Consider the following 17641-nt stretch of genomic DNA (forward strand, 5'->3'; position numbering starts at 1 on the left):
GCATTTTAAAAATATAATTTTATCTTTTTAACGTGAAGAGTGTATGTTAACATTAAAGTTAAAAATTAAGATTTTATGCTTACAGAGAAATATAACTTTCAAGAGACAGAATTAAAATACAATATACTATGGGAAGAAAGTCAGATATATAAATGGTGTGGTAGCAAAGATAACAGTTTCGCTATAGACACCCCACCACCAACAATATCAGGCAAATTGCATATTGGACACATCTTTAGTTATTGCCACACAGATTTTATCGCAAGATATCAGCGCATGATAGGGAAAGATGTTTTTTACCCTATTGGTTTTGATGATAATGGCCTACCAACTGAAAGATTGGTTGAACAAATCAGTAAAGTCCGTGCAGCAGAGATGGAAAGATCAGAATTTATTGAGATATGCAAGGAAGTATCTTCTAAATCAAGACAAGAATTTAAAAAATTATTTCAAGCTACAGGTATCAGTTATGATTGGGAGCTTGAGTATCATACAATTGGCAAAAAGGCCGTGAAACTTTCACAGATGTCATTTATTGATTTGTATAATAAGGGGTATATATATAGAAAATTAGGGCCAATTCTTTGGGATACCATAGATCGGACGGCAATTGCACAAGCAGAAGTTGAGGATAAGACCTTCCCTTCTTTAATGCACACCATATCTTTTTTTACAGAAGACAATCAAAAAATCAATATTGCAACGACAAGGCCAGAACTTTTGCCTGCTTGCGTTGCGATTTTTTGTCATCCTGAAGATAGTAGATACTCTCACTTAATCAGCAAATATGCTATCACCCCCTTATTTCAAAATAAAGTACCAATTTTAGCTGATGATAAAGTCAAGATAGAAAAAGGCACAGGCCTTGTGATGTGCTGTACTTTTGGCGATGAAACTGATGTATATTGGTGGAGAAAACATAACTTACCAACAAAAACTATTATTAGCAAATCTGGTAAGATCAGTGATACTACGCGTGAAATAGATGGGCTGTCAATTAAGAAAGCTAGAGAAAAAATAGTTGAAATTTTAGCTGCAGAAGAGTTTTTAGTAAAAAGTGAAGAAATTACTCATTCAGTTAAATGTGCTGAAAGGTCTGGAGCTGAGCTTGAAATACTACTTACTTATCAATGGTTCATCAAGGTTCTTGAGTATAAGAATGAATTACTTGCTAAAGTTAGAGAGTGTAATTGGCACCCAGAGTCTATGCAAAAACGCATGGAAATATGGATAGAAGGTTTAAATTGGGACTGGTGTATCTCAAGGCAACGTTATTTTGGAGTTCAATTGCCAGTATGGTATTCTCAAAAAAAAGGTGAGGAAGGTAAAACAATTCTGCCGGAAGTAAAAGATTTACCTATTGATCCACTGAAAGATTTGCCAAGAGGTTATAGCAGAGAGGAAGTTATAGCTGAAAAAGATGTAATGGATACTTGGGCAACAAGCGCTTTAACACCACAACTTAATGCTTTAGCTTTTAATGAAGAATTTACAGTAGATAACATATTATTTCCCGCAGATTTAAGACCGCAAAGCCATGAAATAATTAGAACATGGGCTTTTTATACTATAGTTAAGTCACATTATCACGCAAATAGTATACCATGGAGAAATATTATGATCAGTGGTTGGTGTTTAGCGCATGATAAGAAAAAAATGAGTAAATCAAAAGGAAATGTAATTACGCCCGATTCAATACTTAACATTTATGGTGCAGATGTAGTGCGTTACTGGGCAGCAAATTCAAGACTTGGTGTTGATACAACGTTTTCTGAAGATATATTTAAAACTGGAAAACGTCTAACTACTAAAATCTGGAACGCAAGTAAATTTGTCTCAAATTTTATGCAAAAACACCAAGAGTTAGATGTAAGCTCTATAACGCAAACAATGGACAAATGGATAATTTCACGTCTATATAAAACTACAAAAAAAGTTACTGAAAAATTTGAGCATTTTCAGTATTGTGAAGCTCTAGATGTTACTCAAAGATTTTTTTGGGATGATTTTTGCGATAACTATTTAGAGTTCGTCAAAAAACGAGCATATGGAGAAGATGCAAGTAGAGAAGAAAATTTAAGTGCTAAGCAAAGTTTAGCTTACGTATTAAACATAGTACTACGTCTTTTTGCGCCTTTTTTTCCTTATATTACAGAAGAGATATATCATAAGTTATACAGTTATAATTCTATACATAATTTAGGAAATTGGCCTAAAATAGAAGATTCTATATATGATGAAAAAGCTGAAACAACAGGAAAAAATTGTGTAGAGATATTAAATGCAGTGAGAAAACTAAAAGCTGATAGTAATATTTCAGTTAAATGCTCAGTAAAAAAAATAAGTATAAAAGCTAAAGATGAAAATTGTATAATTACGCAATCAGCCGAAAAAGACCTAAAGGCAGTTTGCAATGCTGAAATTATCGAATGGAGTGACAATCTATGTTCAGGATTGGAAACAGAAAAGTTTATTGTAAGTATAGAGCTTACTTCCGTGTAATTGAATTTAAGTTTAAAATGCTCTTAAAATTTCCTTTGATTTATGTATAAATAACATTTTGGCACAAAGTACCAAAATGTTATTTGAATAAAAATTTAACACCTGCTTTTCTTTAATTTAAGGTATAATAAATTACCATTTTCATCCTTACTAGAGAATAGTAGAATATCATCACGAGAAGGCTTTGCTTTGTAAGCAGTTCTTTGATGCAAAGGATCTACAAATTCTAAATAAATATTATTGTCATCTTTGTAACCTTCTTCTATATAGCCGTACACGTTTAGATATTCTTGTGAATATATAGTCTTTCCTAAACTGAATGATAAACCTCAATAATAGCGTTACCAACAACAAGAAGAAATGTTGATGCATTTGAGGTAACTTTTGATGGTATGCGAGCAATGTTCAATGGGGTTCAAATCAGGAGAATATGGAGGAAGATAGAGTAAATTGCCTTTTCAATTAATTCTCTTGTTTTAGCGATTTTATTGCATTATCGATAACTACAGTTGTATTAACAGGCAGCTCCGGTAGTGTTCTAACCATGTATTAAATACTTCTTTATCACAACCTTCAGTAAAGGTCAGAGGTGCAACAAATCTTCTTCCATCCTATTATGTTCTCGTCTTTTGCCAGTGCATGTATTTTCTCTCCTCTTGTCCATATTCTCTATATAATCTTTCATCTATATATACGATTGGTCTATTTTGGCAATTTTTTCGATAAATCTTTTTCATCTCTTGATAAATTTTTTTTAATGTGATTTTTAGCTGTTGTACCAAATTGCGCTTATTCCGAACCAATTTCATCTCTGCCAGCTGGATGCTTTTTTACATATTCTTCTAGGGATCTATTTTTCGTATGAAACCACTAGCTTTTGCTGGTTTTATCCGGCAGATTGCTTTTCCAGCCATCTGTATAGTATTGCTATTCCAACAGCTCCGCAACCTCAGCCTTTCTTTTTCAACTAAAGATAATCTCTTAAATCTACACTGTATGCCATTTTCCCTCTTCTAAAATTGTTCATTATACCTTTATCCTTTACTTTGGAAAGTACTATAGATGTTTGTAATCTATAAAATTACTAAAAACACTAAAATGCTAAACCTTAAGGCGAGCACCTAACTACATAAAATCGCATATCGAAGAAATTTACGATCATAAGATATCAGCAGCAGCAATATTACCGATAAATTATTACCAATGAGTGCCAATAATTTGTATGATTTTTTAAAGTAAGCAAATTTGGCATAGATCAAAAAAAGAGGTTTTTATTTGGCTGAAAGCGAGGGTTTTGGTTGGGAGTATTGAATGATCTCAAATTGTGTATAATGCATCAGATAAACTAAAATATGTATCCAGCAAAATGAATGATTTGAAGAAAAGCTTCAAATAGAGAAATAGCTGAAAATTTGAGCTGGAAGAAAAATGGGAATTCCCATGGTATAGCTAACATATGATACAAGTTAGGTTTTGTGATAAAAAGGTATATTAGGTAAAAAAAGGGGGTTAAAGTGCCAAAAGTGAAGATTTGAGAGAACGAGTTTTAAAAGTGGTAGATGAAAGAAAGATGAGCAAGCAAAAGAGATATCGACGATATACCGATGGTGCAAGATGAGAGAGAAATTAGCTTTTAAAAAGGAAATAAATCAAAAATATAGACAATTTTAACAAATTTTTATATAAGAATCAGGATATTACAGTTGACCAAATAATCGAAAAATTTGGTAACATGTGTAAAAGCACAGTATATAATTACTTCAAAAAAGTTGGTTAAACATATAAATTTCTGTATCAGGAAAGAGATGGGGTAAAAATTTTGTATAGCTAAAGTAAAAGAAGAAGATGTGATATTCATAGATGAATTGATGATAACGAATTTTATGCATATGGATGGGCTGCAAAAGGCAAGAGATTGTTTGCTGAAAAATCTGCATTTAAGAAGAAAAGGATCAGTATTATTGAGGCATGAATCAGGGAAGGATTGTAGCGCCAATGATATTTGAAAGTTACTGTAACAGTGAAATTTTTGAGTCGAGAATATTCTTGTTCCAGTATTAAAACCAGGACAAATTTGATAATGCAAAATCCTTAAAAACAAGAAAATTAATTGATGGATGTAGAGCGCTGTTTTTACCTCCATATTCGCCGGGTCTTAGAACATTTTTGATTTGCCATAAAACACGCTGTGAGTAAAACATTACCAACTTTTTGGCCAAACATTAACGTTGCTATCAATTTTGTGTTTCAAGAATTAGGGAAATCTTTCTTGGATTAGCTATATATTATAAGAGGTGGCCAAAGCCACCTCTTTAAGCAATTTTGGTAACAGTCAGAATTACTATAGCTTATTATATAGCGGGCGTCGTTGTACTTTTCTATTGATTTTATATGTCTTATATTAAGACTGTAATTCTCTCTTAAGTATTAGATTAACAAGTTCTGGGTTTGCTTTGCCTTTTGTCTCTTTCATAATCTCACCAATAAAAAAGCCAAACAGCTTTTCCTTACCGTTTTTATATTCTAGCACTTTATCTTTATGAGATTTTAGTATATCGCTAACGATTAGTGTTATTGTGTTTTCATCTGCAATTTGCTTTAATCCCTGTTCCTCAATGATTGAAGCTGCAGACTTACCAGATTCAAACATAAGATCAAACACCTGCTTAGCAATTTTACTTGAAATGATGTTATTAGCAATAAAGTCTAAAAGATTAGAGAGATTGTGTACCTTAACTAGAGATTGCGTTATACTAATCCCAGATTTGTTAAGGCGACCAAACAGCTCAACTGTAAGCCAAGTTACAGCAGTTTTAGGGTTGTGCTTCTTTATTAATTCTTCAAAGTAATCTGCTACCTCTTTGTCAGAGGTAATCACTTCCGCATCATATTTACTAATACCTAACTTTTCAATGTAACGTTTTTTCTTATCATCGGGAAACTCAGGTAGAGTAAACTTGATAGAATCAATAGTCTTTTGAGTGATTGTAACCGGTAGTAAATCAGGCTCAGGAAAATAACGATAATCAAGAGCATTCTCCTTACTACGCATGACTTTTGTTTCACCTAAGCTGGTATCAAATAACATAGTATCTTGATTTACCTTGCCTCCACTCTCTAGAATTTTGATTTGTCTGTGTGCTTCATATTCAATTGCCTGCATAACATAACGTATTGAGTTTAGATTCTTGATTTCACAACGTGTGCCAAGTTTTTCGCTACCTAAAGGGCGAACAGAAACGTTTGCATCGCAGCGCAGCGATCCCTTTTCCATATCTCCATCGCAAGTGCCAGCGTAACGCAAAATCAATCTTAATTTTTTTATATATTCCGCAGCTTCTTTAGGACATCTAATATCTGGCTCAGAGACTATTTCCATAAGTGCAACACCGGCACGGTTTAAATCTATATATGTTTTATCTTCATGAATGCTCTTTCCCGCATCTTGCTCTAAGTGAATCCTTGCAATTCTAATCTCTTTATTACTTTCAGTTAAAAATATTTTACCATTTTTAACTATTGGCTCATAAAATTGAGTTATCTGATACCCTTGCGGCAGATCAGGATAAAAATAGTTTTTCCTATCAAAAAAAGAGTTTAAATTTATTTCTCCAGATAAAGCAAGACCACTACGAATAGCCTGTTCTATGCAGTAATAATTAAGCACTGGCATAGTTCCTGGCATTGCAGCATCTACTAATGTTACTTGAGAGTTAGGTTCTGCCCCAAATTCAGTTGATGAACTGGAAAATAATTTAGCATTTGAAGAGACTTGAGCATGTACTTCAAGCCCAATAACCATCTCCCATTTACAATCTTTTCCCTCAATAGTATTCATAAATAACTTACATCTGAGTAAGTTATTTATAATAAGCCAAATTTTGATAAATAAAACACTCTTTTTCAAATTTATAGCAGTTTTGGTAGAAATCTTTGTACTTTCTCATAAAAAAATTGACCGTTTAAAACGTCTAATACAAAATGAATATTTGCATGTAAACGTGTTATCAAACTCAGATATAAAACAAAAACGCAGCGTAAAAAATGCATTGTGGGAAGTGCATGAGGTAAGCACACGTGATACCACAGCGCTTATGCAGAAGTTCAACCTACCTGAAATCCTAGCTAGAGTTATGGCTGCACGTGGTGTAACACTAGATACTGCCAATGATTTCCTCCATCCATTTCTTAGATCATCTCTGCCGGATCCATTTCATCTACTAGATATGGATAAAGCAATAAATAGAATTGAAATTGCAATATATAATAATGAAAACATTGTTATATTTGGCGACTATGATGTTGATGGGGCAACTTCATCTGCTCTAATAAAAAGATATCTGGCAGCAATAGGTATAAATGTTGCAATCTATATCCCTGACCGCATTGAAGAGGGATATGGTCCAAATACCGATGCTTTGCTAAAATTAAGAAAAAATGGTACACACCTTTGTATTACTGTTGATTGTGGTACAGTTGCTCACGAGCCAATTATTGCTGCCAAAAATGCAGGGCTTGATATTATAGTTATTGATCATCATTTGGGTACTGAAAAATTACCGGATGCTGTAGCGGTTATAAATCCCAATCGCATTGATGAGGACTCTCCATACAATTATCTTGCTGCAGTTGGAGTTGCTTTTTTATTCATTGTTGCTCTCAACAAAACATTACGTAATAAAGGCTTCTTTTCTAAAATTGCAGAACCAGATTTAATGCAACTGCTGGATTTAGCTGCGCTTGGTACAGTTTGCGATGTAATGCCAATTATAGAGCTAAACAGAGCTTTGGTTCATCAAGGCCTTAAGATAATGTCTATGAGAAAAAACACAGGTTTACGCATATTATCTGATATCTTAGAAATTACTGAGCGCCCAAGCGCTTACCAGCTAGGATTTATAATTGGTCCACATATCAATGCCGGTGGTAGAATAGGGCAGTCGCATCTTGGAGCACATCTTTTATCAACGGATAACAGTGATGAAGCTTATGACTTATCTCTAAAACTTAAAATTTTGAATGACGAGAGGAAAACGTTAGAAAATGAAGCTACAAAAGAAGCATTGATGCAAGCTGAGACACTGGTAAATTCTGGGGCAAATTTTATAATGGTAATTGGTAATTGGCATATAGGTATAATAGGGATTATAGCTGGAAGGCTTAAGGACCAATTTTACCTGCCAACTATAGTAGTATCTACAGATCATGAAATGGGTAAAGCAAGCGCAAGGTCAATTCCTGGCATTGATATAGGTGCGGTTATATTTTCAGCAAAACTTGAAGGCTTAATTACCGAAGGTGGTGGCCACCATATGGCAGGTGGTTTTTCAATAGAAAAAGATAAAATCGATAAGCTGCATACTTTTTTCCAAAGTAAATTTATAAATTCTACAGGCAATAAAACTATAAAAGCAGACGGAGTAATAACAGTTAGCTCAATAAACATCACGCTATGGAAGCAGTTGCAATGCTTAGAGCCATTTGGCCCCGGTAATCCAGAACCGCGTTTTATTATTTCAGGAGCAAAAATAGTAAAACCAGAAATTATAGGAGAAAGTCATATAAGGTGTTTTATTGCGGACACTGATAAGACTATTAGAGCTATGGCTTTTCGTGCTGTGGGAACAGAACTTGAAAAAGCCTTAATGCAAAATAGCCTGGTAACTATCCTTGGCAAGATTGCCGTTAATTACTGGCGTGGTAATGAAAATGTCCAATTTCTTATTGAAGATGCTTTAAATAATTAAAGCATCACTACAAAGTTATTTCCTTATATTATATCTATTCAAATTTTATACTTCTTCTATTGCTACATTAGCAGAATGAGGTTGTTCTATTGCTAGTATTCCACCATTACCAGATAACATAGTCCGTACTGATCCATCTTGCATTAACTTTTCTGTTGCTTCTACTTGAGTAACTCCAATACGCCCTTTGTAACCAAACTGCAAATCTATACCATCTTCAACAACCTGACACCCAAAAGTAAATGCTGATGCAGTAGCTTCCGAATGACCATGCATATCTGCTGTAATAATGCCTTTCATGGTAACATTGCTGTCATTACCAACGACTCGTACTATTGCTCTACCATCTTTTACATCTCTATTATTTATGCCATTTATTACAGTAGTTTGGTCCACATTTTCCTCACTACCTGTATTTTGAGATATTACTCGTACAGTCTGTGAGTGCCCATGATTACTTATTAATGCTTGATTATCTTCTTGTTCTTCTGCTAATGGATTGTGCTCATCGTCATTTAATTTTGCAACTTCTTCTTCAATAAGCTTATTGTATCCATCATCACTCTCTGCTTCAATTGTTGCACCATTTTTCTTATCATTTGTGATATTTTTATTGATAGCTAAGACAATGAGAAGTGGCACTAACGAAATCGCTAAGTTTAATATAATACATGGAATTAAAATTGCGGCAGCAATAACATATATCGGTAATTTTAATAAACCTTTTATTAATTTAGATAGCTTTGAATCATCAGGCTTGGAACTGACAGCATTTGTAAAAAAATAGGCGCAAGCGCATAATGAAATAGTCAGCCCAGTAGGAATAATGACAGGAACAAGCAAAAAAGCGCTAACTAATTTTTTTGCAGCACTTGATTTATCAGAGTGTGTTAAATAATTTTTACCATGATCTGTAAGGTATTTAGTAAGAGATAAAAGCCTTTTGCTATTCTCTTTAGACATGTTAATGTGCATATTTTAATTTATTATTAAAAAGTTAACTATAAAGTAATTTAACAATAATAGCAAATCAAAATCGATGTTAAAAATATAATTTAATATCCACTTTACCCGAGATAAGGTGAGGGATTTTTACCTTCTTCATAAAGAAACACATTAAAACTTTGGTTTTTTATAAGGAGCCTAATACTTTTTTAAACATGTACGTCTATTGAAATAGTAATATATCTAATAATACTTAACTGGTGAGAATACTATATTGTCTGATAATGCTACTTAGCGTAACTGCTTGTGCTTCTAGTTACAAATACAATACCCAGTATGTGAGAGAAAGAGCAGTAGATTATGCAAACGAAATTGAAGAAATAAAGAAAAAAAAATTTGAGCCAGAAATACCTCAAGCTATTAATATGCCTCTACACTTTCCGATGCCTGATGAAAGTGATAAACTTATTTCCATAAACATTGATAGTTCCACACCAGTTATAGATTTACTGACAGAGATTGGTAGATTAGCTGATATCAATCTCGATATAGATCCTAAAATTTCTGGAAGCATAGTTTTAAAGCTTAAAGATAAGCCCATAGATGAAGTGCTGCAAACTATAGCAAAAAGTGCTAAAATACGCTACAGAAAACATAATGATGTATTTAGAATTGAGCAAGATCTACCATATACTCGCAATTATTATATAGATTTTATAAACATTCAACGCTCTAACGAAAGCAATTTTGTAATTAATAACAAGATTATTAGGAACATAAGTGAAGATAGCACCATTGTTAGTGGATCAGACAATAAAATTAAATCTAAGTATGATGGAGATCTGTGGTTTTCTTTAGAGAGAAATTTAAGCGCCTTAATTGACATAAATGGCACAAATGATGATGAGTTTTATTCAACCAACAGAGAAGCAGGTATCATTACCTTAAATGCCAGGGAGGATATCCATAAAGCAGTGAAAGAATACATAAGCAAAGTAAGAGAGCTGACTTCGTCTCAAGTTATGATAGAGGCAAAAGTAGTGGAGGTAACTTTGGATGATATGTATCAATCTGGTATTGATTGGGAAAATTTGAGCTATATAAATAGGTCTGATCAACAAGCTAAAGTTTTAACTACAAGTTACTCTGATTTAGAAGATGTTGTAAGGGCCTTAAGTAAATTTGGTGCATCAAAAGTAATTTCAAGTCCAAGACTACATGCACTAAATAATCAACAAGCAATTATGTCTTTTACTCAAAATCATGTTTATTTTACTGCTGACATTAAAAAGCATGCTGATGCTGGTGATTTTTCTCTTTTGAGCACAATGAATAGCGTGCCAGTAGGCATAATACTTACCATTCAACCGAGTATAGATATTGTAGATAAAGAAATATTTATGAATGTGCACCCTATTCTTTCTAGGGTCAATGGTTATGTAAAAGATCCTGGTACAGAATATGCTATACAAAAAGGTAGGCTTAATGTAAGTAGCAACATACCAATTGTTGAAGTTAGAGAAATCGACTCAATGTTAAAGATCAAAAGCGGTGAAATAATGGTAATAGGTGGTCTGATTGAGCATAGACACATAAAAAAAAGTACCAGATTAAAAAAAATGAGCAAAAGTGCTAAAACTGTAGAAACTGTGATTTTCCTTAAAGCTACTATAATACCATCGTTTGGATTACTTGGTTTATAATACAAGGAAAAATAATTTTACAGCTACTATGGGGTATTGCAGGGAGTTTTAGTGCTAGATTCAGTCTGCTTCTTTAGCTAAGCACAATATTTTTTAATACTTAAATACTTTTCAACAGCAAGCGCAATAGTTATAATAATTATAATTTAAAGCTAAGGTAATGAAAGCTATAAAGTTTTTTTTTCATCTAATAACGTTAATAGCAATCGTATTTTTTGGGTACTCTTATTTTGAAAAAAGAGAAGTTTTCTCTATGCTAAAAAAAATAAAAGCTACAAATGAAGAAATAACTATAGGTGGTGAATTCTCACTAAAAAATCAAGATAATCAATTAATTAAAAGCAGTGACTTTAATGGTAAATACATGTTGGTTTTATTTGGTTTTTCTTCTTGCAAATCTATATGTCCAATGGAACTCGGTATTGCCTCTGAAGCTTTAGCAAGGCTTAAAGAAGATGCTGAAAAATTACAAATAATCTTCATTACCATTGATCCTAAACGAGATACTGTTGATAAACTAAAAGACTATCATCAGCAGTTTGATCACCGTATACAAATGCTAACAGGTAGTGAAGAAGAATTATCTGAAGTTGCAAGTAGGTACAAAGTATATATTAATGATGATGGTGAGGATATTGATCATTCTGGAATAATGTATTTAATTGGGCCAGACGGCAAATATGTAACTCACTTCACGCCAGATTTACACTCTAATGAAAATCAGGTTGACAATCTATTAACATTTATAAAAAACACATTAGAAGGTGAGTTCAATTCATCGCATAAACTATACGTTTTGTAATGCACATAAATCAGTGTAATTCATAAAAAATTAAATGTACCACACTGCTGAATATTTTGGTAACATCAAATAATTGTAAAAAAATGAAGGCGATATGGAAGTTATTTTAGCACAACCAAGAGGTTTCTGTGCTGGAGTTAAAAGAGCAATTGATATATTAACACTCGCTTTAGAAAGATATGGCAGTGACCGTAGGATATATGCACTGCACGAGATAGTGCATAATAAATATGTAGTGGAAGATTTTAAACACAAAGGGGTCACGTTTGTCAATGAAGTTAAAGAGGTACCAGATGGTGCAGCACTGGTATTTAGCGCTCACGGAGTTGCTAAGTCTGTCGAAGATGAAGCAAAAAGCAAAAATATTTTTGTGATAGATGCAACTTGCCCTTTAGTTAGCAAAGTACATAGAGAAGCGCAAAAAAGTGAGCAAAATGGTAGACAGTTAATACTTATTGGCCACAAGGGACATCCTGAAATTGAAGGTACTAAAGGCAGAGTAAAAAAATCGGTAATATTAGTACAAAATGTACAAGATGTTTATAAATTGGAAATAGAAGACCCAGATAAACTATCTTACGTAACACAAACAACACTCAGTATTGATGATACACGTGAGATAATAACGGCCTTGCAAACAAGATTTCCCAATATTTCTGGTCCAAATTTAAGTGATATCTGTTATGCTACGCAAAATAGACAAAATGCCGTAAAAAAGTTGGCACAAGTGGTTGATTTAGTTTTAGTGATAGGCAGTCAAAACAGTTCAAATTCAAATCGCTTGCTTGATATATGCAGGTCAAAATCATATTTAATTAATAGTTATCGTGATATAGATAATAGTTGGTTTGATGGCGTTAACAAATTAGGCATTACGGCTGGAGCTTCAGCCCCAGAAATTTTAATTGAAGAATTAATTTCTTACCTAAAGAGCTATATGACTATAAAAGTTTCAGTTCTACCTGGTATTGTTGAAAATATTGAATTTAAACTACCATCGGAACTTAAAGATGCTGAATTAGTTGTACAAGGTTAGCATATAATTAAAAATATAAGTCTTCTCAATATTTTTATTTACTTAATATAAAACTATAATCAAACTTTAAATTTAAGTATCTTTACTTTCTTTATAGGAATGTCTTTCTATACAATTTTAGGATTTTTTAATATTATAAAATGAGAAAAAAGTTCATTAGATTATTAAAGTCCAGGCGTATTCATGCTAGAATAAAGCGTAAAAATCGTAAAGATAAATTGTTACGCTTTGGCTCTTTAGCCATACTACTTACATCACTTGGTTTTCTTTTGTGTATTTTATTTAGCATTTTAATTAACGGCTATAACGCACTGACAGTAACAAAAATTCTTATACCTATTAGCATAAATAATGAACTGCTGCCCACTCACGATTCAATTAAGTTGCGTGAAGAATGTACAAATCTAATTAATAGTTCCTTGCAAGAAATATTGCATCCATTTGATGCAAAGAAAGAAATCTTAAGCTACAGTGCACATGTAGAGCTAGCTCATTTTCTAAAACAAAGTACCAAAGCTGGTAAATATGAAATATGGTTTACTGCTTCAAGCACTATAAATGCGATTAATAAGAGGCAATATGTAGATAATGAGTATTATCAAATCTTCAGTAAGTTAAAAGCGGAAAAAAGAATAGAGAAATTTTTTAATAAGTCCTTATTTTTAAAATCTGATTCACAAGAACCTGAAACTGCTGGTATTTTAGGGTCTCTTCTTGGATCTTTGCTGACAGTGGCAGCATGTTTATTGTTTGCAATACCTATAGGGGTTATGGCAGGTATAGGAATAAATGAGTTTATGCCTAAAGGTAATATTTTTACAAGTATTGTTGAGATAAGTATTAACAATCTTGCAGCTGTTCCGGCAATAATATTTGGCATTGTAGGATTCACAATATATCTAAATATATTTGGTTTGCCACGTTCTTCTCCGCTTGTTGGTGGCATGACACTTTCTCTCATGATGCTACCTAATTTAGTTATTGCAACAAAACATGCTTTTGCTTCCGTGCCCACCACTATAAAAGATGCAGCTTTTGCTCTTGGTGCATCACATATGCAAGTAATTTTGCATCACTCTTTGCCAATTGCTTTGCCAAGAATCATTCAAGCTACTATACTTGCAGTAGCAAGAATTTTGGGAGAGTCCTCTCCTTTGCTTATGATTGGTATGGTGGCGTTTATTGCTGATGTTCCTTTAGGCTTTTTTGATCCATCTACTACTTTGCCAGTACAGATATATATATGGTCAAGCAACCCTAAGGCAGCGTTTATGGAACTTGCAGCCGTTGCAATAATTTGCTTACTCTTAATACTGCTGATATTAAATTTAGTTGCACATTATTTTAAGAAAAAATTTGATTCTTTTACTTTTTGATAGATATGAATGTTATAGTTTTATGCGGATATGGCTTAAATTGCGAAGAAGAAACTGCTTTTGCATTCATGGAAGCCGGTTTAAAGTTAAAATGCAATGTAAAAGTAGATGTAATTCATGTTAATGAAATTATTGATAACCCAAAACAGCTTAAATTATACCATGTCTTGGCTATTCCTGGTGGTTTTTCTTATGGTGATAATACCGGCGCTGGTAATGCACTTGCACTTCGAATATTGAATAATTTGTGGGATGAATTCCAAGAATTTTTATCACAAGATAAGCTTGTAATAGGAATTTGTAACGGTTGTCAAGTGCTGGCAAGATTAATTCCAGATTTTGCAAATATTGCACTTACTCACAACGATACTGGTTGTTACAAGTGCTGCTGGGTAAATGTCCAAGTAAATAAAAAATTCAACTCTCCTTGGCTGCAAGGATTAAATAAGTTACACATCCCAATTGCTCACGGTGAAGGCAAATTTTATATGGAACAAGATGTTTTAAGTAAGCTGATAAACGATAATTCCATTGCGCTACGATATATTGAAAGTGATACACAGCCATATAATCCTAATGGCTCTATTTACGATATAGCAGCTGTGTCAGATAAAAGTGGTAAGATACTCGCACTTATGCCTCATCCTGAAAGGGCAATATTTTTTACTCAGCAAGAAAATTGGCCTTTAATGAAAGAGAAGTATCTTCGTAATAATATTGCTTTACCTAAGTATGGTGATGGAATGTTAATCTTTGAAAACGCTGTTAGGTATTTTCATCATTAAATTTAGATTTAATATTTTTATAATTATTGCTTGCAACCTTATTTGACCATTTACTCTGTACCTGATCTGGCCTTACAGTTAGCTGCGTGTTGCTATATGCATTTACTTCCTTATCTGTTGCACTAATTAGTTTTGGGTCTAAAAACTTCTCTTTCCATCTGTTTGTATTTGAAAAAACTCTATTTAAGTCAGATGTGCGAATTAAATATTCTCTATCCTTTGGGTATACCTCTTGCGTCCAGGCAAAAAGTTCAAAATAACGTGCAAATAACTCAGATGCTCTTTGAGAATCTGGATAAGCCTTTATTTCTGTAAAGATAATATGATTTATTATTTTTTGGACCAAAGCATTAGAGTTCTTTAAGTTTTGCTGCACATCTTGATGCACTATAGGCAGAAACTCTTTCTGTAAATCTAAGTTCATCTCCTTTTCAACCATATGAGAAATTTCATGAATTATAACATATGGACTCAGCTCTTTTATTGTAATAATATACTGCTTTGATTTAGGACTATTTCCTAGTTGTAAAGTCTCACATAACCCTTCAGTCTTTTCTGAAAATCGCTTTGGCAATACTTTAAATGAAAGCCTACCCACTTTAATTAAAGATAGGGCTAAATTTAATATATTCCTAAATATCTGAAAGCGATATGTGTAATACATAAACTCAGCAATCTTTTCGCTTTCCCCTAAAATTGTAGCTTGTTTAATTAGTTTTTGTATTATTGACAAAAATGGCACTACTTTAATAATATAGATGTATTTCTTCTGAAATATAATATAAATTGTTTTAAGTATAATTAATTATGTTTTTATCTCCAAAAGCAAATATTATTACAAGTGAATCGGTTGCAGCTGGACATCCTGATAAAATAGCAGACCAAATATCAGATGCAATTGTTGATGAATATATTTTGGCTGATCCTTTCTCTCGCACTGCTATTGAGACTTTAGTAACAAAAGATAACATAGTAATAGCTGGTGAAGTGTTCGCTCCAGATATAGGAAAAAGTAGAATTGAGGAGGTTGTTCGTTACACAATTAAAAATATTGGCTACGAAAATGGTGATTTTAATTGGCAAGATGTAAAAGTGCAGATTTTGTTGCATGAGCAGTCTCAAGATATCGCAATAGGTGTAAGTAAAAATAAAGGCGCTGGTGACCAGGGCATCATGTATGGTTACGCAACAAGCGAAACAGAAGACTTAATGCCTGCACCGATTTACTATGCACATTCAATTCTTAAAAACATTATAAGTGCAGTAGGAAAGGGAGAGATTTGGGGATTTGGCCCTGATGCAAAATCACAAGTTACTCTCTGTTATCAAAACGATGTACCTATTTGCGCTAAAAACATAGTAGTTTCAATTCAGCATAGAGAAGATCTAGATCAAAAGTTGATTAAAGAAATAATCTATCCTTATGTAATTTCTACCTTACCTCAAGGATGGATGTGCCCTGATGAGTGTTTTTTTGTTAACCCAACTGGCAGATTTGTTATAGGTGGTCCGATTAGTGATTGTGGACTGACGGGACGCAAAATTATGGTTGATAGTTACGGGGGACATATACCTCATGGGGGAGGAGCATTCTCTGGTAAAGATTCAACCAAGGTAGATAGATCAGCAGCTTATATGGCACGCTATCTAGCAAAAAATATAGTAAAATCTAACCTAGCTCAGCGCTGTCTTGTGCAATTATCTTATGCAATTGGTGTTGTGCAGCCACTGTCGTTTTATATTGATACGTTTGGCACTAGTACTATAGATGAATTTAAAATAACAGAATTTATTGCTAAGAACGTAGATCTTTCACCAGGAGGAATATGCAATCATCTACAACTAAACCGTCCGATTTATAAGCCCACAGCTTGTTATGGACACTTTGGACGCAAATGTGAAAGTCATTATTTCCCATGGGAGAAAACAGATTTATCGCAACTTTTACGTAGAGAATTTATTGATATTTTGGTGGGTGATACTGGGCTCGAACCAGCGACCTTTTGCACGTCAAGCAAACACTCTAACCAACTGAGCTAATCACCCCTTTAATAAAATATGGGTAAATTATATATAACCCAATTCTTCAAATATTACTAAATCTTTCAATTTAAATGTACCCATATACCAATGCAACATAAAATTATTGAATTAATTTAAATTGAAAAATGTTCTCTAAGTATATAAGCTTAGCTTAAACTAAATTTATTATAATATGAAAGATGAAAAGTATCATTTGATTTTAAGAATAGTGCATTGGCTGATGGCAGCTACAATTGTAGGTATGCTTGTTTCCGGTTTTTATATGAAAAGCCTACCAGTAGATAATCTAATAAAATTTTCCATTTATGGTATCCATAAGGCAACAGGAGTGAGTATTTTTATACTAGTAATACTACGTATTATCTTACGTTTATTTTTATATGTGCCACCTCTACCTCAGAATTATTCTCAAGTAACTGTTCTGACAACAAAAACAGTGCACTTTGCTTTATATGTTCTTATGATGCTTATCCCTTTATCTGGCTATATAATGTCATCAGCTTCAGGTAGAAGCATAAAATATTTTTTTAATTTTAATGTTCCGCTTGTAATTGCAGAAAACAAAATGATAGCTGAACTTAGCAATCAACTACATTTTATATCAGCATGTTTACTTATAGGTTTTATAGCACTACACCTTCTTGGTACCATAAAACACTTAATCATAGACAAACAGAATATACTAAGGCGCATAGTATAATT

The 17641-nt window shown here is 33.1% G+C and carries 14 protein-coding genes, 1 tRNA gene and 1 pseudogene; 10 read left to right on the forward strand and 6 right to left on the reverse strand.

Going from position 1 to position 17641, the window contains the following annotated elements; all coding sequences use genetic code 11:
- Positions 1-75: 75 nt before the first annotated feature.
- Positions 76-2502, forward strand: a complete 2427-nt coding sequence (locus tag AACL09_RS04330) for a valine--tRNA ligase (RefSeq protein WP_339047243.1) — start codon at positions 76-78, stop codon at positions 2500-2502.
- A gap of 95 nt (positions 2503-2597) precedes the next feature.
- Here AACL09_RS04330 and AACL09_RS04335 read toward each other — a convergent pair whose 3' ends face one another.
- On the reverse strand, positions 2598-2780 hold the full coding sequence (locus tag AACL09_RS04335) for a hypothetical protein (protein ID WP_339047245.1): 183 nt from the start codon (positions 2778-2780) through the stop codon (positions 2598-2600).
- Between the two features lie 63 nt (positions 2781-2843).
- Positions 2844-2921, reverse strand: a complete 78-nt coding sequence (locus AACL09_RS06460) for a hypothetical protein (RefSeq protein ID WP_410519830.1) — start codon at positions 2919-2921, stop codon at positions 2844-2846.
- A 1428-nt stretch (positions 2922-4349) separates the two neighbouring features.
- On the opposite strand from AACL09_RS06460, the gene AACL09_RS04340 reads away from it, so the two are divergent.
- Entirely contained in the window at positions 4350-4508 is a 159-nt protein-coding gene (locus AACL09_RS04340; protein WP_339047247.1) for a hypothetical protein, read from the forward strand.
- 395 nt (positions 4509-4903) lie between these two features.
- On the opposite strand, the gene gatB is transcribed toward AACL09_RS04340, so the two are convergent.
- Positions 4904-6340 carry an Asp-tRNA(Asn)/Glu-tRNA(Gln) amidotransferase subunit GatB gene (gene gatB / locus AACL09_RS04345; RefSeq protein ID WP_339047249.1) on the reverse strand — a complete coding sequence of 479 codons (1437 nt, stop codon included), beginning with the start codon at positions 6338-6340 and terminating at the stop codon, positions 4904-4906.
- Positions 6341-6503: 163 nt separating this feature from the next.
- Between gatB and recJ the strand changes: the two genes are divergently transcribed.
- The gene (gene recJ / locus AACL09_RS04350; protein ID WP_339049021.1) at positions 6504-8249 is read left to right on the forward strand and encodes a single-stranded-DNA-specific exonuclease RecJ; all 1746 of its coding nucleotides are present in this window, start codon (positions 6504-6506) and stop codon (positions 8247-8249) included.
- A gap of 45 nt (positions 8250-8294) precedes the next feature.
- On the opposite strand, the gene AACL09_RS04355 is transcribed toward recJ, so the two are convergent.
- Positions 8295-9212 carry a hypothetical protein gene (locus tag AACL09_RS04355; RefSeq protein WP_339047251.1) on the reverse strand — a complete coding sequence of 306 codons (918 nt, stop codon included), beginning with the start codon at positions 9210-9212 and terminating at the stop codon, positions 8295-8297.
- Positions 9213-9478: 266 nt separating this feature from the next.
- Between AACL09_RS04355 and AACL09_RS04360 the strand changes: the two genes are divergently transcribed.
- The 5 genes from AACL09_RS04360 to AACL09_RS04380 all read left to right on the forward strand — a co-directional run bounded on the left by AACL09_RS04360 (position 9479) and on the right by AACL09_RS04380 (position 14896).
- A complete protein-coding gene (locus AACL09_RS04360; protein WP_339047253.1) occupies positions 9479-10897 on the forward strand; it encodes a secretion system protein in 1419 nt (472 codons plus the stop codon).
- Between the two features lie 160 nt (positions 10898-11057).
- On the forward strand, positions 11058-11699 hold the full coding sequence (locus AACL09_RS04365) for an SCO family protein (protein WP_339047255.1): 642 nt from the start codon (positions 11058-11060) through the stop codon (positions 11697-11699).
- Between the two features lie 94 nt (positions 11700-11793).
- The gene (gene ispH / locus AACL09_RS04370) at positions 11794-12735 is read left to right on the forward strand and encodes a 4-hydroxy-3-methylbut-2-enyl diphosphate reductase (protein WP_339047257.1); all 942 of its coding nucleotides are present in this window, start codon (positions 11794-11796) and stop codon (positions 12733-12735) included.
- A gap of 140 nt (positions 12736-12875) precedes the next feature.
- Positions 12876-14111 carry a PstA family ABC transporter permease gene (locus tag AACL09_RS04375; RefSeq protein ID WP_339047259.1) on the forward strand — a complete coding sequence of 412 codons (1236 nt, stop codon included), beginning with the start codon at positions 12876-12878 and terminating at the stop codon, positions 14109-14111.
- Positions 14112-14116: 5 nt separating this feature from the next.
- Positions 14117-14896: a phosphoribosylformylglycinamidine synthase subunit PurQ gene (locus tag AACL09_RS04380; protein ID WP_339047261.1), complete on the forward strand. Its 780-nt coding sequence runs from the start codon at positions 14117-14119 to the stop codon at positions 14894-14896.
- Here the strand turns inward: AACL09_RS04380 and AACL09_RS04385 are convergent.
- On the reverse strand, positions 14877-15629 hold the full coding sequence (locus tag AACL09_RS04385) for a hypothetical protein (protein WP_339047263.1): 753 nt from the start codon (positions 15627-15629) through the stop codon (positions 14877-14879). The two genes, AACL09_RS04380 and AACL09_RS04385, sit on opposite strands and share 20 nt — an antisense overlap.
- 74 nt (positions 15630-15703) lie before the next feature.
- Here AACL09_RS04385 and metK point away from each other — a divergent pair.
- Positions 15704-16855 (forward strand): annotated as a pseudogene (gene metK / locus AACL09_RS04390) (methionine adenosyltransferase); the annotation flags it as partial.
- A 10-nt stretch (positions 16856-16865) separates the two neighbouring features.
- Here the strand turns inward: metK and AACL09_RS04395 are convergent.
- Positions 16866-16942 (reverse strand) — tRNA-Val (locus tag AACL09_RS04395).
- Positions 16943-17111: 169 nt separating this feature from the next.
- Here AACL09_RS04395 and AACL09_RS04400 point away from each other — a divergent pair.
- A complete protein-coding gene (locus AACL09_RS04400) occupies positions 17112-17639 on the forward strand; it encodes a cytochrome b (protein WP_339047265.1) in 528 nt (175 codons plus the stop codon).
- The last annotated feature ends 2 nt before the right edge of the window (positions 17640-17641 follow it).

The sequence above is a fragment of the Candidatus Mesenet endosymbiont of Phosphuga atrata genome (assembly GCF_964020175.1).
Taxonomy (GTDB): Bacteria; Pseudomonadota; Alphaproteobacteria; order Rickettsiales; family Anaplasmataceae; genus Mesenet.

Excerpts from the sequence above, each read along its gene's own strand:
- AACL09_RS04355 (WP_339047251.1), bottom strand. The coding sequence starts at position 9,212 with ATGTCTAAAGAGAATAGCAAAAGGCTTTTATCTCTTACTAAATACCTT.
- AACL09_RS04375 (WP_339047259.1), top strand. The coding sequence starts at position 12,876 with ATGAGAAAAAAGTTCATTAGATTATTAAAGTCCAGGCGTATTCATGCT.
- AACL09_RS04360 (WP_339047253.1), top strand. The coding sequence starts at position 9,479 with ATGCTACTTAGCGTAACTGCTTGTGCTTCTAGTTACAAATACAATACC.
- ispH (WP_339047257.1), top strand. The coding sequence starts at position 11,794 with ATGGAAGTTATTTTAGCACAACCAAGAGGTTTCTGTGCTGGAGTTAAA.
- gatB (WP_339047249.1), bottom strand. The coding sequence starts at position 6,340 with ATGAATACTATTGAGGGAAAAGATTGTAAATGGGAGATGGTTATTGGG.
- AACL09_RS04330 (WP_339047243.1), top strand. The coding sequence starts at position 76 with ATGCTTACAGAGAAATATAACTTTCAAGAGACAGAATTAAAATACAAT.
- AACL09_RS04365 (WP_339047255.1), top strand. The coding sequence starts at position 11,058 with ATGAAAGCTATAAAGTTTTTTTTTCATCTAATAACGTTAATAGCAATC.
- AACL09_RS04380 (WP_339047261.1), top strand. The coding sequence starts at position 14,117 with ATGAATGTTATAGTTTTATGCGGATATGGCTTAAATTGCGAAGAAGAA.
- AACL09_RS04400 (WP_339047265.1), top strand. The coding sequence starts at position 17,112 with ATGAAAGATGAAAAGTATCATTTGATTTTAAGAATAGTGCATTGGCTG.